The following is a 24,500-nucleotide window of genomic DNA, read 5'->3' on the forward strand; positions in this document are numbered from 1 at the left end:
CGATTTGACGTATGCGTTACACTTTGGACATTTTTTTCACATGAGTTTCGAGAAAGCATGACCGGCACGAGTATCGACAGCACCCAATTCCGCCGAATCCTGTCCCGTAACGTCGCAATGCCGCTGGGAATGGGTGTCTTGAGCGCCCTGGTTTTCGTCGGCATCATCGCCTATCTCATCAACGTGTTGAGCTGGGTCGAGCACTCGGAGCACGTGATCGGCCGCGCCAACGAGGTCAGCAAGCTGTCGGCCGACATGGAGACCGGCATGCGCGGCTTCCTGCTGTCCGGCGACCAGGATTTCCTGCAGCCCTACCAGGCGGCGAAGTCGCAGCTGGAGGCCGGCCTGACCGACCTGTTCGGCCTGGTGAAGGACAATCCGGTGCAGGTCGAACGGGTTCAGCGCATCCGTGCGGCCCAGGCCCAGTGGCAGGTGTTCGCCGAGGACGTGATCGCCCGCCGCAACAACAACGCGGATTTCGTCGACCAGATCAAGAGCGGCCGCGGCAAGACGCTGACGGACGAGGTCCGGCGCCAGTTCAACAATTTCATCCTGGAAGAGCAGGGGCTGTTACAAGAGCGCAACCAGTCCTCGCGCGCCGTGATCGCCTGGTCGGTCGCCGCCTTCCTGCTGTTCAGCCTGATCGTCGCGGGCGCGCTGGCCATGTTCGGCCGGCGCGAACTGATGCACCTGTCCAGCACCTATAACGAGACGCTGGAACACGAGGCCCAGCACAATGCCAAGCTGCGCCACCAGGACTGGCTGCGCGCCGGCCAGACCGAGCTGGCCGCGAAGACCATGGGCATCAACGACCTGGAACCGCTGGCCCAGGCCGTGCTGGATTACGTGACGCGCTACCTGAGCGGCGCCGTGGCGGCGATGTACGTACGCAGCGACGACGGCGTGCTGCGCCGCATCGGTACCTACGGCTTCGCGCCGGACGCGCAGCATGCGCAGGTGATCCAGCCGGCCGAGTCGCTGGCCTCGCAGGCCGCCAACCAGGGCCGCATCATGACCCTGCGCGATGTGCCGGACGGTTACGTCAAGGTGGTCTCGGCGCTGGGCGAGACGGCGCCGCGCGAACTCCTGATCGCGCCCGTCTCGAATTTCGGCAAGATCAAGGGCATCATCGAGATCGGCTTCCTGCACGGCGTGCGCGAGCGCGACATCGAATTCATGGAGGCGATCGCCCAGGGCGTGGGCGCCGGCGTGGCGTCCGTGCTGTACCGCCAGCGCCTGCAGGCCGCGCTGGAAGAAGCGCAGGCGCTGAACGAGGAACTCCAGGTGCAGCAGGAAGAACTGCGCACCGCCAACGAGGAGCTCGAGGAACAGTCGCGCGCGCTGGAAGAATCGCAGAGCGCGCTGGAGAACCAGCAGGCCGAGCTGGAGCAGACCAACGAGCAGCTGGCCGAGCAGGCCGCCCACCTGGATACCAAGAATGCCGCCCTGGTGCTGGCCCAGGACCAGTTGCGCGACCGCGCGCTGGAGCTGGAGCGCGCCAGCCGCTACAAGTCCGAGTTCCTGGCGAATATGTCGCACGAACTGAGGACGCCTTTGAACAGCTCCCTGATCCTGGCCAAGCTGCTGGCCGACAATGCCGCCGGCAACCTTGACGAGGAGCAGGTGCGCTTCGCCCAGACCATTTATTCGGCCGGCAACGATCTGCTGAACCTGATCAACGACATCCTCGACATTTCCAAGGTCGAAGCCGGCAAGATGGAACTGGTGCCGGAAGAATTGCCGCTGCGGCGCATGGTCGAGGGCATCTCGCGCGTGTTCGAGCCGCTGGCGCGCCAGAAGGAGCTGGTGTTCGAGCTGATCGTGGACGCCAACGTGCCGATCGCGATCCACAGCGACCGCCAGCGCCTGGAACAGATCCTCAAGAACCTGCTGTCGAACGCCATCAAGTTCACGGACAAGGGCAGCGTGGGCCTGTCCGTCAGCGCCACCGCGGACGGCTGGATCCAGTTCTCCGTGCGCGACTCCGGCATCGGCATCGCCCCGGACCAGCAGGAAAAGATCTTCGACGCCTTCCACCAGGCCGACGGCACCATCAGCCGCCGCTTCGGCGGCACGGGCCTGGGCCTGTCGATCTCGCGCGACCTGACCTCGCTGCTGGGCGGCACGCTGTCGGTGGCCAGCACGCCGGGCCAGGGCAGCACCTTCACGCTGAGCCTGCCGCGCAACGGCGCCGTGGCGGCCACCCCGCCGGCGCCGCAGCTCGTGCATGCGGCGCCGCCGGTCCGCCAGCCGGCCCCCGCGCCGGTACCCGCACCGGTCGAGGAAGTGCCGGTACACACCTTCGCCGACGACCGCGCCCAGCCGGCCGCAGGCCGGCGCAGCGTGCTCGTCATCGAGGACGATCCGGAATTCGCGCGCATCCTGTACGGCCTGGCGCACGACATGGAATTCCGCTGCCTGGTGGCGATGACGGCGCACCAGGGCCTGGAACTGGCCGCCAGCGAGAGCCCGGACGCGATCCTGCTCGACATCCGGCTGCCGGACGACTCCGGCCTGTCGGTGCTGCAGCAGCTGAAGGACGACCCGGCCACCCGCCACATCCCCGTGCACGTCGTCTCGAGCCAGGACAACGGCGGCGAGGCGCTGCACCTGGGGGCGATCGGCTATGCGCTCAAGCCGTCCACGCGCGAGCAGCTCGAGGACGTGTTCCGCAAGCTCAAGGACAAGTCCTCGCAAAAGATCAAGCGCGTGCTGCTGGTCGAGGACGACGAGCGCCAGCGCGACAGCGTGGTGCAGCTGGTGTCCGACGCCGACGTCGAGATCGCCGCGGTCGGCACCGGCGCGGAAGCGCTGGATCTGCTGCGCAGCGAGATCTTCGACTGCATGATCATCGACCTGAAGCTGCCCGACATGCAGGGCAACGAGTTGCTGCAGCGTATGTCGATGGAGGAACTGTGCTCGTTCCCGCCCGTGATCGTGTACACGGGCCGCAACCTGACGCGCGACGAGGAAGCGGAACTGCTGAAGTATTCGCGTTCGATTATCATCAAGGGAGCGCGTTCGCCGGAGCGCCTGCTGGACGAAGTCACGCTGTTCCTGCACAAGGTCGAATCGAAGCTGTCGTCGGAGCGCCAGACCATGCTCAAGAGCGTGCGCGGCCGGGACCGCGTGTTCGAGGGCCGGACCATCCTGCTGGTCGACGACGACGTGCGCAACGTCTTCGCGCTGACGAGTGCGCTGGAGCAGCGCGGGGCCAAGGTCGAGGTGGGACGCAACGGTTTCGAAGCGATCGCCAAGCTGGATGAAAACGAAGCCATCGACCTGGTGCTGATGGACGTGATGATGCCGGGCATGGACGGACTCGAGGCCACCCGCCGCATCCGCCAGGACAAGCGCTTCACGCGCCTGCCGATCATCGCGATCACGGCCAAGGCGATGAAGGACGACCAGGAACAATGCCTGGCCGCCGGCGCCAACGACTACCTGGCCAAGCCGATCGACCTGGCCCGACTGTACTCGCTGCTGCGGGTATGGATGCCCACACTGGAGCGTATTTGAAGTGAAGCACCAACCGAGCGACACCGACATCGAATTGCGGATGCTCGTCGAAGCCGTCTACCTGAAGTACAACTACGATTTCCGCGACTATACGGGGGCGTCGCAGAAGCGCCGCGTGCTGGCCGCGCTGCGCGCGATGGAGTGCGATACCATCTCCGAGCTGCAGGCCCGCGTCATGCACGACCCGGGCGCGTTCGCGCAGCTGCTGCAGTTCCTGACGATTCCCGTGACGGAGATGTTCCGCGACCCGGAGTATTTCCTGGCGATCCGCCAGCAGGTCGTGCCTTTCCTCAAGACCTACCCGTCGCTGAAGATCTGGGTGGCGGGCTGCAGCACCGGCGAGGAAGTGTATTCGCTGGCGATCCTGCTGAAGGAAGAGGGCCTGCTGGAGCGCACGCTGATCTATGCGACCGACATCAACCCGGAATCGCTGGATGCGGCGCGCCGTGGGGTCATGCCGCTGGACAAGATGCGCAGCTACACGGAGAATTACCAGAAGGCGGGCGGCACGCGCGCCTTTTCCGACTACTACACGGCGGCCTATGGCGGCGCGCTGTTCGACCGGGCGCTGGTGGAGAACGTGACGTTCGCCGACCACAGCCTGGCCACCGACAGCGTCTTTGCCGAGACCCATTTCATCAGCTGCCGCAACGTGATGATCTACTTTAACCGGCGCCTGCAGAACCGCGTTCTCGGGCTGTTCCACGAATCGCTGTGCCACCGCGGCTTCCTCGGACTGGGCAGCAAGGAAAGCATCGACTTTTCCACGTATGCCCAGCGCTTCGAGCCGCTGGCGCGGCGCGAGCGACTGTTCCGCAAGGTAGGCGCCTGATGAGCCCCGCAGCCCAGACCCCGCTGCCGGCACCCGTCGACCGCGCCGCCATGCAGGCAGCCCTGCACGGCCGCCGCGTCGAGGCCGTCGTGATCGGCGGCTCGGCCGGCGGCGTCGACGCCCTGATCTCGCTGCTGCCGGCCATCCCGGCCGGCTACGCGCTGCCCGTGTTCTGCATCCTGCACCTGCCGGGCGACCGCGAGAGCCGCCTGGCCGAGCTGTTCGACGAGCGCCTGCCCGTCCCCGTGCGCGAAGCGGTGGACAAGGACGAAATCGTTCCCGGCACCGTGTATTTCGCCGGTCCCGGCTACCACCTGTCGGTGGAGCAGGACCGCACCTTCTCGCTCAGCTGCGAGCCGCCCGTGCACTTCGCGCGGCCGGCCATCGACGTCCTGATGGAGTCGGCCGCCGAAGCCTACGGCACGGGCCTGGCCGGCATCCTGCTGACCGGCGCCAACCATGACGGCGCGAACGGCATGGCGCATATCCGCGCCTGCGGCGGCCTGACCGTCGTGCAGGAACCGGCGGACGCCCAGGTGCCCGTCATGCCGCTGGAAGCGATCCGCCGCTGCGACCCGCACCTGGTCCTGCCGCTGGCCGCCATCCAGGCCTTGTTGCCCATGTTGGAGAATAGACCATGAGCGCACACGATCCCAGCAAACTCCTGATCGTCGACGACCTCCCGGAAAACCTGCGCGCCCTCGACGCCCTGATCCGCGACGAGCAGCGCCTCGTGTTCCAGGCCGGCTCGGGCGAGGAAGCGCTGTCGCTGCTGCTCGAGCACGAATTCGCGCTGGCGATCCTGGACGTCCAGATGCCGGGCATGGACGGCTTCGAGCTGGCCGAGCTGATGCGCGCCACCTCGCGCACCCGCAACATCCCGATCGTGTTCGTCTCCGCCGCCGGGCGCGAACTGAACTACGCCTTCAAGGGCTACGAGACGGGCGCCGTCGACTTCCTGTACAAGCCGCTCGATCCGGATGCCGTGCGCAGCAAGGTCAATGTGTTCGTCACGCTGGACCAGCAGCGCCGCGAGATGCGGCGCCAGATGGAGGCGCTGGAACAGGCCCGGCGCGAGCAGGAAACCCTGGTGCGCGAATTGAACCATACCCAGGCCGAGCTGCAGCGCTCGCTGCGCATGCGCGACGAATTCATGTCGCTGGTGGCGCACGAGTTGCGCACGCCGCTGAACACGCTGTTCCTGGAAACCCAGATGCGCAGCCTGCAGCTCAAGCGCGGCAACCTGCCCGCGTTCAATCCGGAGCAGATGGGCGGCATGATCAAGCGCGACGAGCGCCAGATCAAGGCCATGATCCGCCTGATCGACGACATGCTCGACGTCTCGCGCATGAAGAGCGGCACGCTGTCGATCCGCCCCGGCAAGGTCGAGCTGACGGCGCTGCTGGAACGCGTCGTCAACGACCTGTCGCTGCAGGCGGCCGACGCCGGCTGTACGCTGACGGTGCTGCCGCACACGCCCGTGGAAGGGTGGTGGGACGAATTCCGCATCGAGCAGGTGGTGGTCAACCTGATCACCAACGCGCTGCGCTACGGCGGCGGCGGCGAGGTCGAGATCAGCGTGCACGAGGAAGGCTGCAACGCCCGCATCGACGTGCGCGACCACGGCAAGGGCATCGCGCCGGACTTCCTCGAACGCATCTTCGAACCCTACGAGCGCGGCGCCCGCAGCGGCGAACCGAAGGGCCTGGGCCTGGGCCTGTACATCTCGCGCCAGCTCGCCACCTCCCACGGCGGCTCGCTGACCGTCGCCAGCGTGCCGGGGGAGGGGGCGACGTTCAGCCTCACGCTGCCGTGCACGGAAGTCGTCGCGACCGTGGTCGCCTCCGCCTGAACGACGAGTTAGCTTTCGTCATCGGACCGTCATAGTCCCTGCCTACGAAGAGTCGATAGTTAAAAACAATCGCGAAAATCTGATCAATTAATTTCACAAGCAACGGTGCGCGGGTTATAGTGTGCACCTGACGTTTTTTAACCACCCCCCTGAAGAGGAACGACAACATGTCCATCATCAACAGCACGATCAAACCGTTCAAAGCAACCGCCTACCATGACGGCAAGTTCGTCGACCTGACCGAAGCAGACTTCAAAGGCACCTGGTCGGTCCTGATGTTCTACCCGGCCGACTTCACCTTCGTCTGCCCGACCGAACTGGAAGACCTGGCTGCTTTCCAGCCGGAGTTCGCGAAGATGGGCGTGAAAGTGTACGGCGTGTCGACCGACAGCCACTTCGCCCACAAGGCATGGCACGACACCTCGGAAGCCATCAAGAAGGTCAACTACCCGCTGATCGGCGACCCGACCGGCATCCTGGCCCGTAACTTCGAAGTCATGATCGAAGAAGAAGGCATGGCGCTGCGCGGCACCTTCGTCATCAATCCGGAAGGCCAGATCAAGCTGATGGAAGTGCACGACAACGGCATCGGCCGCGACGCATCGGAACTGATGCGCAAGGTCAAGGCTGCCCAGTACGTCGCAGCCCACCCGGGCGAAGTGTGCCCGGCCAAGTGGAGCGAAGGCGCCGAAACCCTGAAGCCGTCGCTGGACCTGGTCGGCAAGATCTGATACGGATCGCCATGCGGGTCAACCGGCCCGCAGCAGCAAGGCAGTAATGCAGTACCGGTTCGAGCCCGCCTCTTGTGGGCATGGCTCGAGCCACCATCTCTTGATTTGCGCCGCTTGATCCCGCCACGACGCTGGCGATCAAACTAGTCGATTTTGCCGCGCCAGATTTACTAATTTGATTGATGCACCTGGGGTGCGTCGGGGCCCCGCTTTGCCCGAAACTTTTAACGATACGACCGAGGAAATGACCATGAGCGTGCTTGACAACGACCTGAAGACCCAACTGGGCGCCTACCTGCAGCGTGTGCAGCAGCCTTTCGAACTGGTCGCTTCGCTGGACGACAGCGAAACTTCCAAGCAGACGCTCGAACTGCTGCAGACCATCCAGAGCCTGCGCGCCGACAAGATCACCCTGCGCACCGACGGCAACGATGCGCGCAAGCCGTCGTTCTCGCTGAAACGCGCCGGCACCGACATGAACCTGCGCTTCGCCGGCCTGCCGCTGGGCCACGAGTTCACCTCGCTGGTGCTGGCGCTGCTGTGGACCGGCGGCCACCCGCCGAAGGTCGAGCAGGACGTCATCGATTCCATCAAGGCCCTGGACGGCGAGTACAACTTCGAGATGTACATGTCGCTGACCTGCCATAACTGCCCGGACGTGGTGCAGGCGCTGTCGCTGATGGCGATCCTGAACCCGAAGGTCAAGACCACCGTCATCGAAGGCGGCGCCTACCAGAAGGAAGTCGAGCAGCGCCAGGTGATGGCCGTGCCGATGGTGTTCCTGAACAACGAACTGTTCGGCTCGGGCCGCATGATGATCGAAGAGATCGTCGCCAAGCTCGACACCGGCGCCGGCGCCCGCGACGCCGCCAAGCTGAACGCCAAGGATCCGTACGACGTGCTGATCGTCGGCGGTGGCCCTTCCGGCTCGGCAGCGGCCGTGTACGCGGCCCGCAAGGGCATCCGCACCGGCGTCGCCACCCAGCGCATGGGCGGCCAGGTGAACGACACCATGTCGATCGAGAACTACATCTCGGTGCTGGAAACGGACGGCCCGAAATTCTCGGCCGCGCTGGAAGCCCAGGTGCGCCACTATGGCGTCGACGTGATGACCCAGCAGGAAGCCGCGCAGATCATCCCGCCGTCGGCGCCGGGCGAACTGGTCGAGGTGCGTTTCGCCAACGGCGGCTCGCTCAAGTCGAGCACCGTGATCCTGTCGACGGGCGCGCGCTGGAGGAACGTCAACGTGCCGGGCGAGCAGGAATATAAAAACGCCGGCGTCAACTACTGCCCGCACTGTGACGGCCCGCTGTACAAGGGCAAGCGCGTGGCCGTGATCGGCGGCGGCAACTCGGGCGTCGAGGCGGCGATCGACCTGGCCGGTATCGTCGAGCACGTGACGCTGCTGGAGTTCTCGAGCCAGCTGAAGGCCGACGCGGTGCTGGTCAAGAAGGCGGAAAGCCTGTCCAACGTGACCATCCACGTGAACGCGCAGACCACCGAGATCACCGGCGACGGCAGCAAGGTGAACGGCATCGCGTTCAAGGACCGCCTGACGGGCGAGGAGCACCACGTGCCGCTGGCCGGCGTGTTCGTGCAGATTGGCCTGGTGCCCAACACCGAGTTCCTGAAAGGGACCGTGGAACTGTCGCGCTTCGGCGAGATCATCGTCGACGCCCATGGCCGCACCAACGTGCCGGGCGTGTTCGCCGCGGGCGACTCGACCACCACGCCGTACAAGCAGATCGTGATCGCGGCGGGCGAGGGGGCGAAAGCGGCGCTGTCGGCCTTCGACTACCTGATCCGCATGCCGGTGGCCGTCGAAGCGGCATAAGGACCAGCGTCAGGGACGACGAGATCCGGCGCGCAGCGCGTGCCGGACCGGTTCGATCGAAGTTCTGGAAGAGCAGCATCTCCGCAAGAGATGCTGCTTTTTTTTATGTCCGGCGTTCGCCGTTCGGGACAGGGCGCGGACCGCGCGCGTCGTTGCGGCGCTGGCTGCCGCAGCGGCGCTCGCGTCCAGTGCGCAGCAGCACGGGATGGGCGCCGGTGCCATCCAGGCCGAATTCGATGGCATGGCGCAGCGCGCGCACCGTGACGGGCATGTTGACGGTGCCGCTGAACTGCCGGTACTGCGGCGGCAACGGGCCGTCCGGCGGCACCAGCAGGATCGTCGGCGCCCAGGGCGCCAGGCGGTTCAATTCGCCGGGCAGGCTGCGACGATCGCCGTCGCCATGCGTGTGGGTCGTGAGAATGAGGTCGAAACGCAGCGCGCGCGTGGCGTTCAGTGCGGCCGCCGGGCTGTCGGTCTCGGCGACCGTGTAGCCGAGCGACTTGAGCAGTGCGGCGCTGTGGCGGCGCGATTCGACGTCTTCATCGTTGAGCAGGGCGTACTTCATGATGGAGTCCTCCTGCCGAGTGTATGTGCTCCCATTGACTATTATTCAACATTGAACTTGTAACAAATTAATGGGTCGAAAAAGTAATCGGCCACTGACGGGAGGGCAGGTGCGCACGGTTGGGTGCGCTACCGAGCGGCGATGCGCCGCAGGGTGTAAACTGGGGTTTCCGTCAATGGAAGAACAGTGAAGGCACACCGCCCAGTGCATCCGTATTGCACAGCAGCCAGGTGGCTGCGCTGGTCACGCCGACGTGCAGGGCCGTCCAGGCTGTGGGAAAGATGCGGGTCATGATGGCCTCCGAGGGTTCGCCGTTTGCGTTGATGTTGGAATCATCATAGTTTCTATGCTGTCGGGAAACTATCGGCTGGAATTCCGTCACGTTGTAGGAGTAGACCTCGTTCAGCTGTCTGATCAGCAGTCGTAGCTCATGGTTGGCTTCCTACGGCGACCGTAGGTTGCGTCCTATAGCGTGCTCTGGTACTCAGGCTTACAGTGGGAGCCATCATGACGACCCACGACCCCAAACTCCTCCACAAAGGCGTGCTTGCGGTGCGCCGCAACACTATCCGCCGCCTGTTGCATACCGTGTTCGGCATCGAACACCTGCGCGACGGCCAGCAACGCGTGATCGACAGCGTCCTCGACGGCAAGGACACGCTGGCCATCATGCCCACCGGCAGCGGTAAATCGCTGTGCTACCAGATTCCCGCCCGTGTCCTCGGCGGCATGACCATCGTCGTCTCTCCCTTGATCTCGCTGATGCAGGACCAGCTCGGCAAGCTCGAGGAGATGGGCGTGCGCGCCGTGCAGGTCAACAGCAGCTTGAACGCCGAGGAAGAGCGCGCCAGCCTGGCCGCCATCGCCGAGGAGCGCTGCGAGATCGTGTTCTGCACGCCGGAGCGCCTGTCCCAGCCCGAATTCGTCGCCACGCTCAAGGGCGTGAAGGTGGCGCTGGTGGCCGTCGACGAAGCCCACTGCATCTCGCAGTGGGGCCACGATTTCCGCCCGGCCTATCTGGAGATGGCCGGCGCCATCGAGGCGATCGGCCGCCCGCCCGTGCTGGCGCTGACGGCCACGGCGACGGAGGACGTGGTCGAGGACATCGGGCGCCAACTCAATCGTGCGCGCATGAACGTCATCAACACGGGCGTGTACCGCCCGAACCTGCGCTACGGCGTGGTGCAGGTGACGAACCACGAGGAAAAGCTGCAGCAGGCGCTGCGCCTCGTGCGCGAGACGGCCGGGGTGGGCATCGTGTACGCTGCCACCGTCAAGGCGGCCGAGGAGTTCTACCAGCTGCTGGAAGAGGCCGGGGAATCGGCTGCGCTGTACCACGGCAAGCTGCCGTCCGCCGAGCGCAAGGCCAACCAGGAACTGTTCATGCACGACGAACGGCGCGTGATGGTGGCGACGAACGCCTTCGGCATGGGCATCGACAAGCCGGACACGCGCTTCGTGATCCACCTGCAGATCCCGGCCAACCTGGAAGCGTATTACCAGGAATCCGGCCGCGCCGGCCGGGACGGCCAGGATGCCGACTGCACGCTGCTGTTCCTGCAGGACGACAAGCGCGTGCAGCAGTTCTTCCTCGTCAAGCACTATCCCGCGGCCGAGGAAATCCGCGCCGTCTACGAAGCCGTGCGCGGCGTCGCCGAGGAAGGCGATGCGACCCCGGCCCGCGTCGAGGAAGCGGCCGGGGACCTGGCCGGACCGCACCTGAAGGTGTGCCTGAAGCTGCTCAAGGATGCGCGCCTGCTGCGCCAGAACCGCAAGCTGTGCTGGCTCCCGACCAGCCACGCGCCCGAGGAGAAGCTGTTCTCGGCCATGGCCGAGATCTACCGCCGGAAGCAGGAGCGCGACAAGGAAGCGCTGGAGCAGATGGTGTCGTACGCCGTGAGCGGCTTCTGCCGCTGGAAGCTGCTGCTCGACTACTTCGGCGACGAAGTCGACGGATTCGAGAAGTGCTGCCGCTGCGACAACTGCCAGAACCCGCCGGCGGCCGTGCTGACGGAGGACATCGTCATTCGCGACGACGAGTTCGACCGCGAGCCCGACCCGGAGCACGATGCGCCCGCGCCGGCGTTCGAGGCCGGCGCATCCGTGAAAGTGGCCAAGTACGGTGCGGGCACCGTGGTGTGCTGCGCCGGCGAGCAGGTGACGATCGCCTTCCCCGACGGGGAGCAGCGTTCCTTCCTCGCGAGTTTCGTGAAGCCGGCCAGGAAGCGCAAGGCCGTCGTGGAAGGAGCCCCATGAGCGACATGGTCGTCGTCCGCAAGGAAGGACTGTATTGCGTCCCCGGCGATTTCTACATCGACCCGTGGAAGCCGGTGGACCGCGCCGTCATCACCCATGCGCACGGCGACCATGCGCGCTGGGGCCACCGGCACTACCTGGCCTCGCAACCGAGCGTGAACATCCTGAAGTCGCGCCTGGGGCAGGACATCAACGTCGATGGCCTCGCGTACGGCGAGCGCATCGTGCACAACGGCGTGGCGATCTCGCTGCATCCAGCCGGCCACGTGCTCGGCTCCGCCCAGGTGCGCATGGAACACGAGGGAGAAATCTGGGCCGCGTCGGGCGACTACAAGGTCGAGCCGGATGCCACCTGCGCGCCGTTCGAACCCGTGCGCTGCCACAGCTTCATCACCGAGTCGACCTTCGGGCTGCCGATCTACCGCTGGGATCCGCAGCAGGACGTGTTCGACGACATCAACCGCTGGTGGCGCCGCAATGCGGAGGAGGGCCGCACCAGCGTGCTGTATGCCTACGCCTTCGGCAAGGCGCAGCGCCTGCTGTCGGGCCTGGACCCGTCCATCGGTCCCATCGTCTGCCACGGCGCCGTCGAGCCCTTGAACCGCGTGTACCGCGAAGGCGGCGTCGTGCTGCCGCACACGCAGCTGGTCAGCGAGACGGACAAGGCCGATCTGAAAAGGGCGCTGGTGCTGGCGCCGCCGTCGGCCTCCGGCTCGACGTGGACGCGCCGCTTCGGCGACTACAGCGACGCCTTCGCCAGCGGCTGGATGCTGCTGCGCGGCGCACGGCGGCGGCGCGGCGTCGACCGCGGCTTCGTGCTGTCCGACCATGCGGACTGGCCCGGGCTGCTGGAGGCGATCGCCGCCACCGGCGCCCAGCAGGTCGTCGTCACGCACGGCTCGATTCCCGTGATGGTGCGCTGGCTGTGCCAGATCGGCCTCGACGCGAAGGCCTTCGACACGGAGTACGGCGACGAGGACGACGAAGCCGTCGCCGGGAATGCCGAGCCGCCGTCGGAACCGCAGCCCGGGAAGGAGCAACCTCGGGAAGGGACGTCCGATGCGTGAATTCGCCCGCCTGTACGCCGAACTCGACGAGACCACCGCCACCAACCGCAAGCTCGAGGCCCTGCAGAACTACTTCAGCCATGCCGCTCCCGAGAACGCCGCCTGGGCCGTGTACTTCCTCGCCGGCGGCAAGCCGCGCCAGGCCGTCCCCAGCAAGCTGCTGCGCCAGTACGCGATCGAGTATGCGGGCCTGGACGAGTGGCTGTTCGACGAATCCTATGCCGCCGTCGGCGACACGGCCGAGACCATCGCCCACATCCTGCCCGCGCCCAAGCGCCACAGCGACGTCGGCCTGGCCGTCTGGATGGAAGAGCGCATCGGCCCCCTGCGCGGCGCCGATCCGGGCACGATCCGGGCGGCGCTGTTCGACTATTGGGACGAGCTGACCTGGCGCGAGCGCTTCCTGTTCGTCAAGCTGATCGGCGGCGGGTTCCGCGTCGGCGTGTCGAAGCTGCTGGTGACGCGCGCGCTGGCCGCGATCGCCGCCGTCGACGCCAAGCTGATCGCCCAGCGCCTGATGGGCTGGACCGACGGCCGCGTCAAGCCGACGGCGGCCGGCTTCCTGCAACTGATCGCCGCCCAGTCCGACGACGAGCACAAGCAGCGCGGCGGCCAGCCCTATCCCTTCTTCCTGGCGCACCAGCTCAATGCCGACCCGGCCACGCTGGGCGACATGGGGAACTGGCAGGTCGAGTGGAAGTACGACGGCATCCGCGCCCAGCTGGTGCGGCGCGGCGGACAGAACTTCCTGTGGTCGCGCGGCGAAGACCTGATCACGGAACGCTTTCCGGAGCTGGCGGCGCTGTCGCTGCCGGAAGGGACCGTGGTCGACGGCGAAGTGCTGGTCTGGACCGGTGGGGATGCGCCGGCGCCGTTCGCCGACCTGCAGAAGCGCATCGGGCGCAAGACCTTGTCCGCCAAGCTGCTGGCCGAGCTGCCCGCCGTGCTGCTGGCCTACGACTTGCTGGAACTGGACGGCGTCGACCTGCGCGCGCTGCCGCAGCACGAGCGGCGCGCGCTGCTGGAGACGCTGGTCACGGGCGCGGCCCAGCCGCCATTGCGGATCTCGCCGCTGGTGACGGCCGACAGCTGGGAAGATTTGGGAAAACTACGTGCGGAATCGAGAGCCCGCGGCGTGGAAGGGATGATGCTCAAGGCGCGCGATGCCCAGTACGGCGTGGGCCGCACCAAGGACGTCGGCACCTGGTGGAAGTGGAAGATCGACCCGTATGCCGTCGACGCCGTGCTGATCTACGCCCAGGCCGGCAGCGGACGGCGCGCCTCGCTGTACACGGACTATACGTTCGCCGTGTGGGACGGCGAGGGCGAGGAGCGCAAGCTGGTCCCGTTCGCGAAAGCGTATTCGGGGCTGACCGACGCCGAGATCCGCCAGGTCGACAATGCGATCCGCAAGACGACGGTGGAGAAATTCGGGCCCGTGCGCTCGGTGAAGCCGACGATGGTGTTCGAGATCGGCTTCGAAGGCATCGCGCTGTCCACGCGCCACAAGGCCGGCATCGCCGTGCGCTTCCCGCGCATCCTGCGGCGGCGCGACGACAAGCCGGTCGAGGAAGCGGATACGCTCGACACGCTCAAGGGCTTGCTGGAAGCGGGGGCTGGCGAGGTAGCTCAATGACGAAGTCGCAGGCGGAAAGCGCCGTCGACGCCTGGTTCGCGGGGCGCGGCTGGAAGGTGTTCCCGTTCCAGCGCGCCGTATGGAAGGCCGCGCTGGCCGGCGAGTCCGGGTTGCTGCATGCGAACACGGGCGCGGGCAAGACCTATGCCGTGTGGTTCGCGGCGCTGCTGCGCGGAGCGAACCGGACGCGGCGCCAGTCCAGCGGCCTGCGCGTGCTGTGGCTCACGCCCATGCGCGCGCTGGCGGCCGATACCCAGCGTTCGCTGGAGACGTCGGCCGCGGAGCTGGGCGCGGCGTATCCGGACATCTTCGGCAGCTGGAGCATCGGCGCGCGCACGGGCGACACGGGGTCGGCCGAGCGCGCGCGCCAGTCGAAATCGCTGCCCGGCGCCCTCGTCACGACGCCGGAAAGCCTGTCGCTGCTGCTGTCGCACGCGGGTGCGCGCGACCAGTTCAAGCACCTGGACATGGTCATCATCGACGAATGGCACGAACTCCTCGGCAGCAAGCGCGGCGTGCAGGTGCAGCTGGCGCTGGCGCGGCTGCGGCGCTGGAATCCCGGCCTCGTCGTGTGGGGCCTGTCGGCGACGATGGGCAACCTCGACGAAGCGCGCGGCGTGCTGCTGGGCGCCAGCGCAGCCGACCGGGGCGTGCTGGTCGAGGGCGACCTCAAAAAGCAGATCGTCATCGACACGCTGGTGCCGCAGAACCCCTCGCGCTTTCCCTGGGCCGGCCACCTGGGGCTGGCCATGATGCAGCCCGTGGTCGACGAGATCGACCAGCACGGTTCGACGCTCGTCTTCACCAACACCCGTCCGCAGGCGGAGCTGTGGTACCAGAACCTGATCGAGGCGCGCCCGGACTGGGCCGGCGTGGTGGCGCTGCACCACGGCTCGCTCGACCGCGAGGTGCGCGAATGGGTCGAGAACGGCCTCAAGCGGGGCGAACTGAAGGCCGTCGTGTGCACGGCGAGCCTGGACCTGGGTGTCGACTTCCTGCCCGTCGAGCGCGTGCTGCAGATCGGCAGCGCCAAGGGCATCGCGCGCATCCTGCAGCGCGCGGGACGCAGCGGCCACGCGCCGGGCCGCGTGTCGCGCGTGACGCTGGTGCCGACCCACAGCCTGGAACTGCTGGAAGCGGCGGCCGTCAAGCGCGCCGTCGCGACCCACCGCATCGAGGCGCGCCGGCCGCCGAACAAGCCCTTCGACGTGCTGGTGCAGCACCTGGTGACGATCGCGCTGGGCGGCGGTTTCCGCGACGAGGAACTGTACGAGGAAGTGCGCAGCAGCTGGTCCTACCGCGAGCTCACGCGCGAGGAGTGGCAGTGGGCGCTGGACTTCGTCGCGCGCGGCGGCCAGAGCCTGACGACCTATCCCGAGTACCGGCGCGTGCTGCCGGACGAGGCGGGCGTGCACCGCGTGCCCGATGCGACGATCGGGCGCCGCCACCGCATGAGCATCGGCACCATCGTGTCCGACGCGCAGATGAAGGTGCAGTACGTGAGCGGCGGACGCATCGGCACCGTCGAGGAATCCTTCATCGGCAGGATGAAGCCGGGCGACCGTTTTCTCTTTTCGGGCCGCATCCTGGAACTGGTGCGCGTGCACGAGATGACGGCGTTCGTGAAGCGCTCGGAATCGAGCCGGGGCGCCGTCAGCCGCTGGAGCGGCGCCAAGGTGCCCCTGAGCGCAGAGCTGGCGCATGCCGCGCGCGAGGAATTGAAGCTGGCCAGCCAGGGCATCTACGACGGGCCCGAGATGCGCGCGCTGGTGCCGCTGTTCGAGATCCAGGAACGCTGGTCGGCGCTGCCCAGCAGCGACGTGCTGGTGGTCGAGAGCATGAAGAGCCGCGAAGGCTGGCACCTGTTCGCGTATCCGTTCGCGGGACGTTCCGTGCACACGGGACTGGCCTCGCTGCTGGCCTACCGCGTGGGACGGGTGATGCCCAGCACCTTCTCGGTCGCCGTCAACGACTACGGCTTCGAACTGCTGGCGCCGGAACCCGTCGACTGGGAAGCCGCGTTCGCCGCGGCGACGGGCGCGGACGTGGCCCTGTTCGACACGGGGAACCTGCTCGAGGACGTGCTCGACAGCCTGAACGCGACCCAGCTGTCGCAGCAGCGTTTCCGCGAAGTGGCCCGCATCGCCGGCCTCGTGTTCCAGGGCTACCCCGGCCAGCATAAATCGATGCGCCAGGTGCAGGCCTCGTCCTCGCTGTTCTTCGAGGTCTTCCGCAAGCACGACAGCGGCAACCTGCTGCTGACGCAGGCCGAGCGCGAGGTGCTGGAACAGGAACTGGAACTGACGCGCCTGCGCGATACGCTGGTCGAGCTGCACGGGCGCCGCATCGCGTTTCGCGAGGTGAAGCGCGCGACGCCATTCGGCTTCCCGCTGATGGTCGCGCGCTTCCGCGAAAAGGTCAGTACCGAGAAGCTGAACGACCGCGTGGCGCGCATGCTGCGCGAACTGGAAAAGGCGGCCGCGGCATGACGATGGCCGGCGCCTTCCCCCTCGACGTGGCCGGCGAGCGCCTCTGGCTGCTGCCGCAGAAGGCCGTGTACTGGCCGCGCCTGGCGCTGCTGGCCATCGCCGACATCCACTTCGGCAAGGCGGCCGCCTTCCGCTCCTTCGGCATTCCCGTCCCGCACGGCACGACCAATGAGAACCTCGATGCGCTCGACGCGCTCGTCGATGCGACGGGCGCCACGCATGTCCTCTTCCTGGGCGACTTCCTGCACGCGCGCGCCTCGCACGCGGCCGCCACGCAGGCGGCGATGCTGGCCTGGCGCCTGCGCCGGCGCGAGCTCGTGCTGACGCTCGTGCGCGGCAACCACGACAAGCACGCGGGCGACCCGGCGGCGAGCCTGGCCATCGACCTCGTCGACGAACCGTACACGCTGGGACCGTTCTCGTTCTGCCACCATCCCGAGCTGGAGGAGGGCGCGTCCGGCTACGTGCTCGGGGGCCACGTGCATCCGGCCTATGTCCTGGCCACGCGCTTCGACGCGCTGCGCCTGCCGTGCTTCGTCGTCGGGCCGCGGCGCATGATCCTGCCCTCGTTCGGCGCGTTCACGGGCGGGCATGCGGTGCGGCCGGAACGGGACGAACGGATCTACGTCACGTCGGGCGATGCCGTCCATCCGGTGCATCCGACGCATCCGGGTCGTTAGCGTAGGTTAGCGAGCGCACCGAGCCCTGCAATACAGCGGCGTAAGCTGGCCATATCGACAATCCGATTTTCCGGAGGACACCATGGCAAAAGCCCGCCAGACCCTCGCCGCGGCCGTCGTGGCCGCGCTGCCCCTGCTTGCGGTGAGCGTTCCCGCCCAGGTGCAAGCCCAGGACCATCCGCGCGCCAGCACGCTCGGCCCGCGCATCGAAGGTTTCAATGTCGACGAAGTGCGCCGCCTCGACCCCGGCACCGAACTGAACTTCGAGCTCTATGGCAGCCCCGGCGGCGCCGCGACGCTGCGCATCGACGGCGCGACCCGCAACCTGCACATGAACGAGACCCGGCCCGGCACCTACCAGGGCACGTACACGATCGGCGTGCACGACCGCATCCGCCCGGACAGCGCCGTCACCGCGAACCTGCGCGTGAACAACCTGACCGCGACCCAGGTGCTGGCCGAATCCATCGTGCGCGGCCCCGGCGCGCGCCAGGACCGCGGCGGCGAATTGGCGCAGGTGCCGCACGTGCGCACCTTCGACGTGGAGGCGAACGACAACCTGGGCCCCGGCAACGAGCTGAAGTTCACGGTGCGCGGCACGCCCGGCGCCAAGGTCGACGTGCAGATTGCCGGCACGCGCGGCATCTTCTACTTGCCGGAAGTGCGTCCGGGCGAGTACAGCGGCCTGTACACGATCCGCCGCGACGACCGCATCATGCCGGACGCGGCCGTGACGGCCACCATCCGCGCCAACGGCCGCTACACGACGGCCATGCTGGGCCGGCCGCTGCTGGCCGGCGGACCTGGGCCGCGCGACCTGGCGATGTCGACATCGCCCGTGCGCAGCGGCTACGACGGGCGCGATGAACGCCAGCAGCCGGTGGCGCGCTACTGCACCAACTGCGGCACGGTGGAGGCGGTCAACGTCGTGGATACGGCCAGCAGCGGGGCGCTGGGCACCGTCGGCGGCGCCGTGGTCGGCGGCCTGATCGGCAACCAGGTCGGCAGCGGTACCGGACGCACGGCAGCCACGGCGGCGGGCGCCGTCGGCGGCGCGCTGGCCGGGCGCAGCATCGAGCGCAATGCAAGGAGCGGCCAGCGTTTCGAGGTCGTCGTGCGCTACGAGAACGGCGCGACGCAAACGATTCCCTTCGATAACGATCCGGGCTTTCGCGTGGGCGACCGCGTCAAGGTCAGCGATGGGGTGGTAACGCGCGATTGATCGGGACGGAAATGGGAGACGGAAACGGTGACATAAACGGCGTCGAAGGGCGCCCGTGCTGAGCTGAGCAAGGATTTGCTCTGTTAAAGGGGGCTGCGGAAAGTTCAAAGCCGTGCGGCAAGCTTGAAGAGCAAGCGAGTCTGCGGGTCCTCCCGGCCCGGACTCGACGGCGGCGGCCTTCAGGCCGTCGCCAGCACCTGGCCGTCGCCGGAATCGGCGTCTGCCTTGTGCTTTGCGTTCTGCTTGGCACGCGAGCGCGACGGCGGCAGGCGGCGCAGCGTCTTCAATGCTTCCGGATCCTTGATGCCGATGGTGCGCTGGTCGACCGTGATCAGGCCGATCTCGTTGAAGGCGGACAGCGTGCGGCTGACGGTTTCCAGCGTCAGGCCGAGGTAGCTGCCGATTTCATGGCGCGTCATGCGCAGGTTGAACAGCTTGCTCGAATACCCCATGGCGGCGAAGCGGTCGGCCAGCGAGATCAGGAAGCGGGCCACGCGGGCTTCGGCCGACAGGGCGCCGAGCATGCCGATCATCGCCTGTTCCCGCACCAGCTCGCGGCTCATGACGCCGTACATCAGGTTTTCGAGTTCCGCGTGCACGCGACCGAGGGCGGTCAGCTTCTTGAACGGGACCAGGATCAGGTCGCAGTCCGACAGGGCCACCGCTTCCGAGGCGTAATGCCGGGTGTGGATACCGTCGACGCCGAGCATGTCGCCCTTCATGGGAAAGCTCAGCACCTGCTCGTTGCCGAATTCATCGATCAGCACGGTCTTGAGAAAGCCGGAGTTGACGATGTACAGGGTGTCGAAGGCCTGGCCGATGGTGTGGACGCGCTGCCCCGTCTTGAATTGCACGTGCTGGAACAGCAGCTCCTCGGTGTTCATCGAGACGGCGGCCGGGATGTGCAGCAGGTCGCAGACCTCTTTCAAGTTGGACCACAGGCGACCCTGGCGCTGGCGTCCGGCTTCCATTTGCGACGAGTGCAGGGTCGATGGCGCGGCGTTGCGTTGTTCTGAAGTTAGCTGGGACTGCATACTCATCTCCAGGTTTAGGAATCAAGGTTTCTTGCGGCCTGTTCGGTCCGGCGTAGATGTCTGGACACGGATATAGACCGCGAGCAAGTCGGAACGCTGAAACCAGTATGCCAACACGAGTCCGGCATTCATATCAGCAACGGCTGAATGTGTAGGTAGGAGGGAGCGTCAAACTGTAGGACTTTTCTTACCAGGGGTGTCGATGCGTGAGCATGTCCCAGAGTGGCGCGTGCCTGCAGCGCTGGTAGGAATCTTTCCATTTCCACTGCGGCGCCCGGCCGACGGGCAGGGCACGCGCAGTGTGGCGGGAATGTCAAAGACTGTTTGGCCTACGCCGGCTCAAGCCTTCATGGGCGCCAGCAAGCGGTGCGCGACGGCGTACTGGACCATCTCGGACAACGAGGTCATGCCCATCTTCTGCATGATGCGGGTCTTGTGCGTGCTGACCGTCTTGACCGACAGGTGGAGGTTGTTGGCGATCTCGGTGATCGACTTGCCGCCCACCAGCAGCGAGAACACCTCGAATTCGCGGTCCGAGAGCTGCTTGTGCAGCAGCTGTTCATTCGGCGCCATGATGTTCAGCGCCAGTTGTTCGGCGACCTCGGTGCTGATGTAAGGACGGCCGGACGCGACCTTGCGGATGGCGCCGACCAGCTGGGTGCCCGCGCTTTCCTTGGTGAGATAGCCCTGGGCGCCGGCGCGGATGGCGCGCACGGCATATTGTTCTTCCTCGTGCATCGTCAGGATCAGGATGGCCAGCTTGGGCGACTCGCTGCGCACCTGGCGGATCAGGTCGACGCCGCTGCGTCCCGGCATGGACAAGTCGAGCAGCAGCAGGTCGAAGCCGCCCTGGCGGACGAGCGTCAGCACTTCGAAACCGTTGATGGCTTCGCCGACGATCTCGATGTCGAGCGCACCGTCGAGGATGCGCTTGAGGCCCTCGCGCATGATCGTGTGATCGTCAGCGATGACTATGCGAATCATAGTGGTTTCCCCAGCATGGAATCTTGAAAACGCAGCATAAAAGCTATCACATAAGCAACATTTTTGTTGCACTTTTTTGTAGAAGATGCGTAATGCGCGCTGCGTTTAGTCGGCCGGCTCTCGGATCAGGCGGTGTACCAACACGGGGATGGTCGTCTGCGACAGGACCTTGTTGGTCACGCTGCCCAGCAGCAGCTGGCCCCAGCCGCTGCGGCCGTGCGAACCCATGAAGATCAGGTCGCAGTGTTGTTGCTGCGCGACGTCGACGATCTTGAGGGCGGCGGCGTCGGAAAATGCCGTCATGCAGGAATGCCGCAGTCCGGCCCGCTCGGCCGCACGCATGATCGAGCCCATGTATTCCTCGCCGGTACGGCGCATCCGCTCTATGTATTCTTCCTCACTGGGGTAGGAAGGCGGGATGATTTCGACGTACACCGGATATTGGTAGTCCGGCGCCACGAACAGGGCCAGCACCTCGGCACCCATCTGCTGCGCGAACTTCACGCCTGCGCAGGCGGTGTGCTGGGATACGGCGGAGCCGTCCGTGGTAATCAGAATCTTCTGGTACATGGTGAGTCCTCCCTCACAACACGTTACGACGTCATTGTAGTCCGCCGGACCATCCCGCACGGGACGTAAATCCTTGATCTTTCTCAGCGTTGTGTTCGCTCATCCGCAGGAAAGCATAAGGAGCCGCAATTTCCCCCACGATAAAAAAATACAACACTTGCTTTGCGAAAATATTCAGAAAACGTTGTAAATAATCGTTTCACGACCAGGTTTACTGCGTTATCGGCATTGGGGACCGTCCAGAAGATTTACCTACGGCAACCACACTGCTACACTCTTCGAAAACTCGTACCGTCAGCGTATTGACGGCAGCAACACCTTGCATGGGAGCCCCTCCTGGAAGCCGCCGCGCCATGAACGCCGCGCCGGCGTTCATGGTTCCCTACAGATCATCGCGACATTTACATTATGGAGAAGTAGGGACTATGACCGACGCCGCTGACGATTTCGACGCATTATTCGAGGAAGTGGCAGCGCAACGAGCCTCCGCTCCCGCTCCCGCCCCGGCCGCCGCGCCGGCGCCCGAACCCGCCGCCGGCGGGGAGAGCGGCGACAGCGACGACCTCGAAGCCTTGTTCGACCAGGTAGCGACCTCCTCGGCCCCGGCCGTGGTCGCCGCCGCCCCGGCCGTGGCGGCAGTCGCCGCCGCGCCGGCCGCCGAGGCCGACGACAAGCAGGGCCAGGGCATGTACGAGCGCCTGGGTGCCATCGTGCGCGTCATGCACGACTCGCTGCGCGAACTGGGCTACGACAAGGCGCTGACCGAGGCGTCGTCGCAGATCGTGGACGCCCAGGACCGCCTGGAATACGTTGCCACCCTGACCGAACAGGCCGCCAACAAGGTGCTGAACACGCTGGACGACGGCATGCCGGCCCAGGACCTGCTGTCCAAGCAGGCCAAGGAAATGGAAACCCGCTGGGCTGACCTGTTCGCAGGCAAGCTCTCGATCGACCAGTTCAAGTCCCTGGCCGGCGACTCCAGGCAGTTCGCCCAGCTGGTGTCGGAAGCGACCGAGGCGGAAAAGGCGCGCCTGCTGGAAATCATGATGGCCCAGGACTTCCAGGACATCACCGGCCAGCTGATCAAGAAGGTCGTGATCATCACCAAGACGGTCGAGAACGAACTCGCCCAGCTGCTGCGCGACAGCGCCCCGGCCGAAGTCAAGGAAAAGCTGGCGCAGAAACAGGCCGCACAGGAGCAGGAACAGCCCGTGCAATTGATGTCGGGTCCGTCGGTGCCGACCGTGGCGCTGGACCAGGACAGTGTCGATGACCTTCTCGCCGATCTGGGGTTCTAATGGATGAAATGCTCAAGGATTTCGTTGTCGAAGCCTTGGATCTTTCCACCAACGTGGAAGAGCACTTGCTGCGCCTCGAACGCGATCCGGACAACAAGGAAACGCTCAATGCCGTGTTCCGCTCCTTCCACACCATCAAGGGCGGCGCGGGCTTCATGGGCCTGCCGGCGCTGGTCGCGGCCTGCCACCTGACGGAAAACCTGTTCGATGCGCTGCGCACCGGCGCGGCCCCCGTCACGCCGTCGGCAATCGAGGCGTCGCTGCAGGCGTCCGGCTTCGTGGCCGACCAGCTCAATGAGCTGAACAACGGCGCCACGCCGGACCAGCTGGCGCCGATGCCGGCCGAACTGGAAAGCATGCTCAAGGATGCGATCGCGGGCAAGGATGCCGCGCCGGCCGCCGCCGCGCCTGCTCCCGTTGCCGCCGCCGCGCCCGCCGTTGCCGCCACCGCCACCGCCGCCCCCGCCGCCCCCGCGCCGGCCGCCGCGCTCGCATCGGCCGATGGCATCGACTGGGAAGGCATGTACATGGCCGTGGTCCCGCCGGGCACGCACACGCCGGCCGCCGCGCCTGCCGCAGCAGCAGCTATTGCGACTGCCGCGCCGGCCGAGCAGGCCGCCGCGCCCGCACCCGTTCCCGCCGCCGCCCCGGCCGCCGAGCACGCGCCGGCCAAGCCGGGCTGGGACGGCAACGAGCGCCGCGCCGAGAACAAGCCCGCGCAGGCCGCCGCGGCCAAGGACGAAAGCATCCGTATCGACGCCGTCAAGCTGGATGCGCTGCTGGAAGTGGCCGGCGAATCCGTGCAGGCCGCCAACCAGGCCGCCGTGCTGCTGGAACGCCTGTCGCAATTCAAGTTCGAGGGCCAGGCCGCCACGCTGATGGCGACGCTGACCGAGACGCTGGAACGCGCCTCGCGCTACTCGGCCGAATTGCAGCGCGCCACGCTGGCGACCCGCATGCAGCCGGTCGGCCGCCTGTTCCAGAAGTTCCCGCGCCTCGTGCGCGAGCTGGCCAAGGACCTGGGCAAGGACGTCGAGCTGACCATCGAAGGCGCCGAGACCGAAGTCGACCGCGTCGTCGTGGACAGCCTGTACGACCCGCTCGTGCACATGCTGCGCAATGCGCTGGACCACGGCGTCGAGTCGCCGCAGGACCGCGTCGCCAGCGGCAAGCCGGCCAAGGCCTTCATCATGCTGAAGGCGTGGCAGGAAGCCAACAGCGTCATGATCGTGCTGCAGGACGACGGCCGCGGCATGGACCCGGCCAAGCTGCGCCAGAAAGCGATGGAAAAAGGCCTGATCTCCGAGCACCAGGCGACCTCCGACGACGAGGCCTACCAGCTGGTGTTCCTGCCGGGCTTCTCGACCAAGGAAGTGGCCTCGTCGGTCTCGGGCCGCGGCGTGGGCATGGACGTGGTCAAGACCGCCGTCGAGAAGAACCGCGGCGCGATCCGCATCGATTCCAGGCTCGGCTCCGGCACCAAGTTCTCGATCCGCCTGCCGATCGAGCTGTCGATCGTGCCGACCATGCTGGTGTCGACCTCGGGCGCCCAGCTGGCCCTGCCGATGGCGGTGGTCGAGCGCGTGGTCGAGCTGCCGGAGAACTTCATGCAGGTCGGCGGCGCCCCGGTGCTGAAGGACCAGGGCCGTCCGCTGCCGGTGCGCTCGCTGGCGCTGTCGCTCGGCTACGAGGAGTGCGTCGAGCGCGTCGGCATCGTCATCAACGCGCCGCAGCCCTACATCATCGCGGTGGAAGCGGTCGACGGTACCGCCGACCTCGTGATCAAGCCGATGACGGCGCTGCACGTCGACGGCATCACCGGCACGGCCCGCTCTGCCGAGGGTTCGCTGGTGCTGGTCGTGGGCCTGTCGTTCCTGATGGACGGCTGCCGCAACGCGGTGCGCCTGGCCGCGTGATGGGGGCCTCGTAAA

Annotated in this window: 18 protein-coding genes; 14 read left to right on the forward strand and 4 right to left on the reverse strand. The window is 66.5% G+C overall.

Annotation, left to right across the window (positions count from 1 at the left end):
* Positions 1–57 precede the first annotated feature (57 nt).
* The 6 genes from QPK32_RS06955 to ahpF all read left to right on the forward strand — a co-directional run bounded on the left by QPK32_RS06955 (position 58) and on the right by ahpF (position 8,768).
* A complete protein-coding gene (locus tag QPK32_RS06955; RefSeq protein ID WP_290412054.1) occupies positions 58–3,519 on the forward strand; it encodes a response regulator in 3,462 nt (1,153 codons plus the stop codon).
* Between the two features lie 40 nt (positions 3,520–3,559).
* A complete protein-coding gene (locus QPK32_RS06960) occupies positions 3,560–4,351 on the forward strand; it encodes a protein-glutamate O-methyltransferase CheR (RefSeq protein ID WP_290412189.1) in 792 nt (263 codons plus the stop codon).
* Positions 4,351–4,992, forward strand: a complete 642-nt coding sequence (locus QPK32_RS06965) for a chemotaxis protein CheB (protein WP_290412055.1) — start codon at positions 4,351–4,353, stop codon at positions 4,990–4,992. Before QPK32_RS06960 ends, QPK32_RS06965 begins: the two co-directional genes overlap by 1 nt.
* Positions 4,989–6,203, forward strand: coding sequence for a hybrid sensor histidine kinase/response regulator (locus tag QPK32_RS06970; RefSeq protein WP_290412056.1), 1,215 nt, complete (start codon positions 4,989–4,991; stop codon positions 6,201–6,203). The genes QPK32_RS06965 and QPK32_RS06970 overlap by 4 nt, the downstream gene beginning before the upstream one ends.
* A gap of 167 nt (positions 6,204–6,370) precedes the next feature.
* Positions 6,371–6,934 (forward strand): alkyl hydroperoxide reductase subunit C, encoded by a 564-nt coding sequence (ahpC, locus tag QPK32_RS06975; RefSeq protein ID WP_290412057.1) that lies wholly within the window; start codon positions 6,371–6,373, stop codon positions 6,932–6,934.
* A 256-nt stretch (positions 6,935–7,190) separates the two neighbouring features.
* Positions 7,191–8,768: an alkyl hydroperoxide reductase subunit F gene (gene ahpF, locus QPK32_RS06980; RefSeq protein ID WP_290412190.1), complete on the forward strand. Its 1,578-nt coding sequence runs from the start codon at positions 7,191–7,193 to the stop codon at positions 8,766–8,768.
* Between the two features lie 103 nt (positions 8,769–8,871).
* Here ahpF and QPK32_RS06985 read toward each other — a convergent pair whose 3' ends face one another.
* On the reverse strand, positions 8,872–9,333 hold the full coding sequence (locus tag QPK32_RS06985) for a hypothetical protein (protein ID WP_290412058.1): 462 nt from the start codon (positions 9,331–9,333) through the stop codon (positions 8,872–8,874).
* Between the two features lie 507 nt (positions 9,334–9,840).
* Between QPK32_RS06985 and QPK32_RS06990 the strand changes: the two genes are divergently transcribed.
* From QPK32_RS06990 to QPK32_RS07015, 6 genes are all read left to right on the forward strand, one after another.
* The gene (locus QPK32_RS06990; RefSeq protein WP_290412059.1) at positions 9,841–11,589 is read left to right on the forward strand and encodes an ATP-dependent DNA helicase RecQ; all 1,749 of its coding nucleotides are present in this window, start codon (positions 9,841–9,843) and stop codon (positions 11,587–11,589) included.
* Complete coding sequence (locus QPK32_RS06995; RefSeq protein ID WP_290412060.1) at positions 11,586–12,656, forward strand: ligase-associated DNA damage response exonuclease; 1,071 nt, start codon at positions 11,586–11,588, stop codon at positions 12,654–12,656. Before QPK32_RS06990 ends, QPK32_RS06995 begins: the two co-directional genes overlap by 4 nt.
* Positions 12,649–14,292: an ATP-dependent DNA ligase gene (locus QPK32_RS07000; RefSeq protein WP_290412061.1), complete on the forward strand. Its 1,644-nt coding sequence runs from the start codon at positions 12,649–12,651 to the stop codon at positions 14,290–14,292. The genes QPK32_RS06995 and QPK32_RS07000 overlap by 8 nt, the downstream gene beginning before the upstream one ends.
* Complete coding sequence (locus tag QPK32_RS07005; RefSeq protein ID WP_290412062.1) at positions 14,289–16,781, forward strand: ligase-associated DNA damage response DEXH box helicase; 2,493 nt, start codon at positions 14,289–14,291, stop codon at positions 16,779–16,781. The genes QPK32_RS07000 and QPK32_RS07005 overlap by 4 nt, the downstream gene beginning before the upstream one ends.
* A 2-nt stretch (positions 16,782–16,783) precedes the next feature.
* Positions 16,784–17,461 (forward strand): ligase-associated DNA damage response endonuclease PdeM, encoded by a 678-nt coding sequence (gene pdeM, locus QPK32_RS07010; RefSeq protein WP_290412191.1) that lies wholly within the window; start codon positions 16,784–16,786, stop codon positions 17,459–17,461.
* 82 nt (positions 17,462–17,543) lie between these two features.
* Positions 17,544–18,683: a glycine zipper 2TM domain-containing protein gene (locus QPK32_RS07015; protein ID WP_290412063.1), complete on the forward strand. Its 1,140-nt coding sequence runs from the start codon at positions 17,544–17,546 to the stop codon at positions 18,681–18,683.
* Between the two features lie 179 nt (positions 18,684–18,862).
* Here QPK32_RS07015 and QPK32_RS07020 read toward each other — a convergent pair whose 3' ends face one another.
* The 3 genes from QPK32_RS07020 to QPK32_RS07030 all read right to left on the reverse strand — a co-directional run bounded on the left by QPK32_RS07020 (position 18,863) and on the right by QPK32_RS07030 (position 21,271).
* Entirely contained in the window at positions 18,863–19,654 is a 792-nt protein-coding gene (locus QPK32_RS07020) for a Crp/Fnr family transcriptional regulator (protein ID WP_036169061.1), read from the reverse strand.
* A gap of 402 nt (positions 19,655–20,056) precedes the next feature.
* Positions 20,057–20,701, reverse strand: coding sequence for a response regulator transcription factor (locus QPK32_RS07025; RefSeq protein WP_290412064.1), 645 nt, complete (start codon positions 20,699–20,701; stop codon positions 20,057–20,059).
* Positions 20,702–20,806: 105 nt separating this feature from the next.
* Positions 20,807–21,271 (reverse strand): universal stress protein, encoded by a 465-nt coding sequence (locus tag QPK32_RS07030; RefSeq protein ID WP_290412065.1) that lies wholly within the window; start codon positions 21,269–21,271, stop codon positions 20,807–20,809.
* A 425-nt stretch (positions 21,272–21,696) separates the two neighbouring features.
* Here QPK32_RS07030 and QPK32_RS07035 point away from each other — a divergent pair, with 425 nt between their 5' ends.
* A complete protein-coding gene (locus QPK32_RS07035) occupies positions 21,697–22,569 on the forward strand; it encodes a protein phosphatase CheZ (protein ID WP_290412066.1) in 873 nt (290 codons plus the stop codon).
* The gene (locus tag QPK32_RS07040) at positions 22,569–24,485 is read left to right on the forward strand and encodes a chemotaxis protein CheA (protein ID WP_290412067.1); all 1,917 of its coding nucleotides are present in this window, start codon (positions 22,569–22,571) and stop codon (positions 24,483–24,485) included. Before QPK32_RS07035 ends, QPK32_RS07040 begins: the two co-directional genes overlap by 1 nt.
* The last annotated feature ends 15 nt before the right edge of the window (positions 24,486–24,500 follow it).

This window comes from Massilia sp. YIM B02763, from assembly GCF_030412015.1.
GTDB lineage: Bacteria > Pseudomonadota > Gammaproteobacteria > Burkholderiales > Burkholderiaceae_D > Telluria.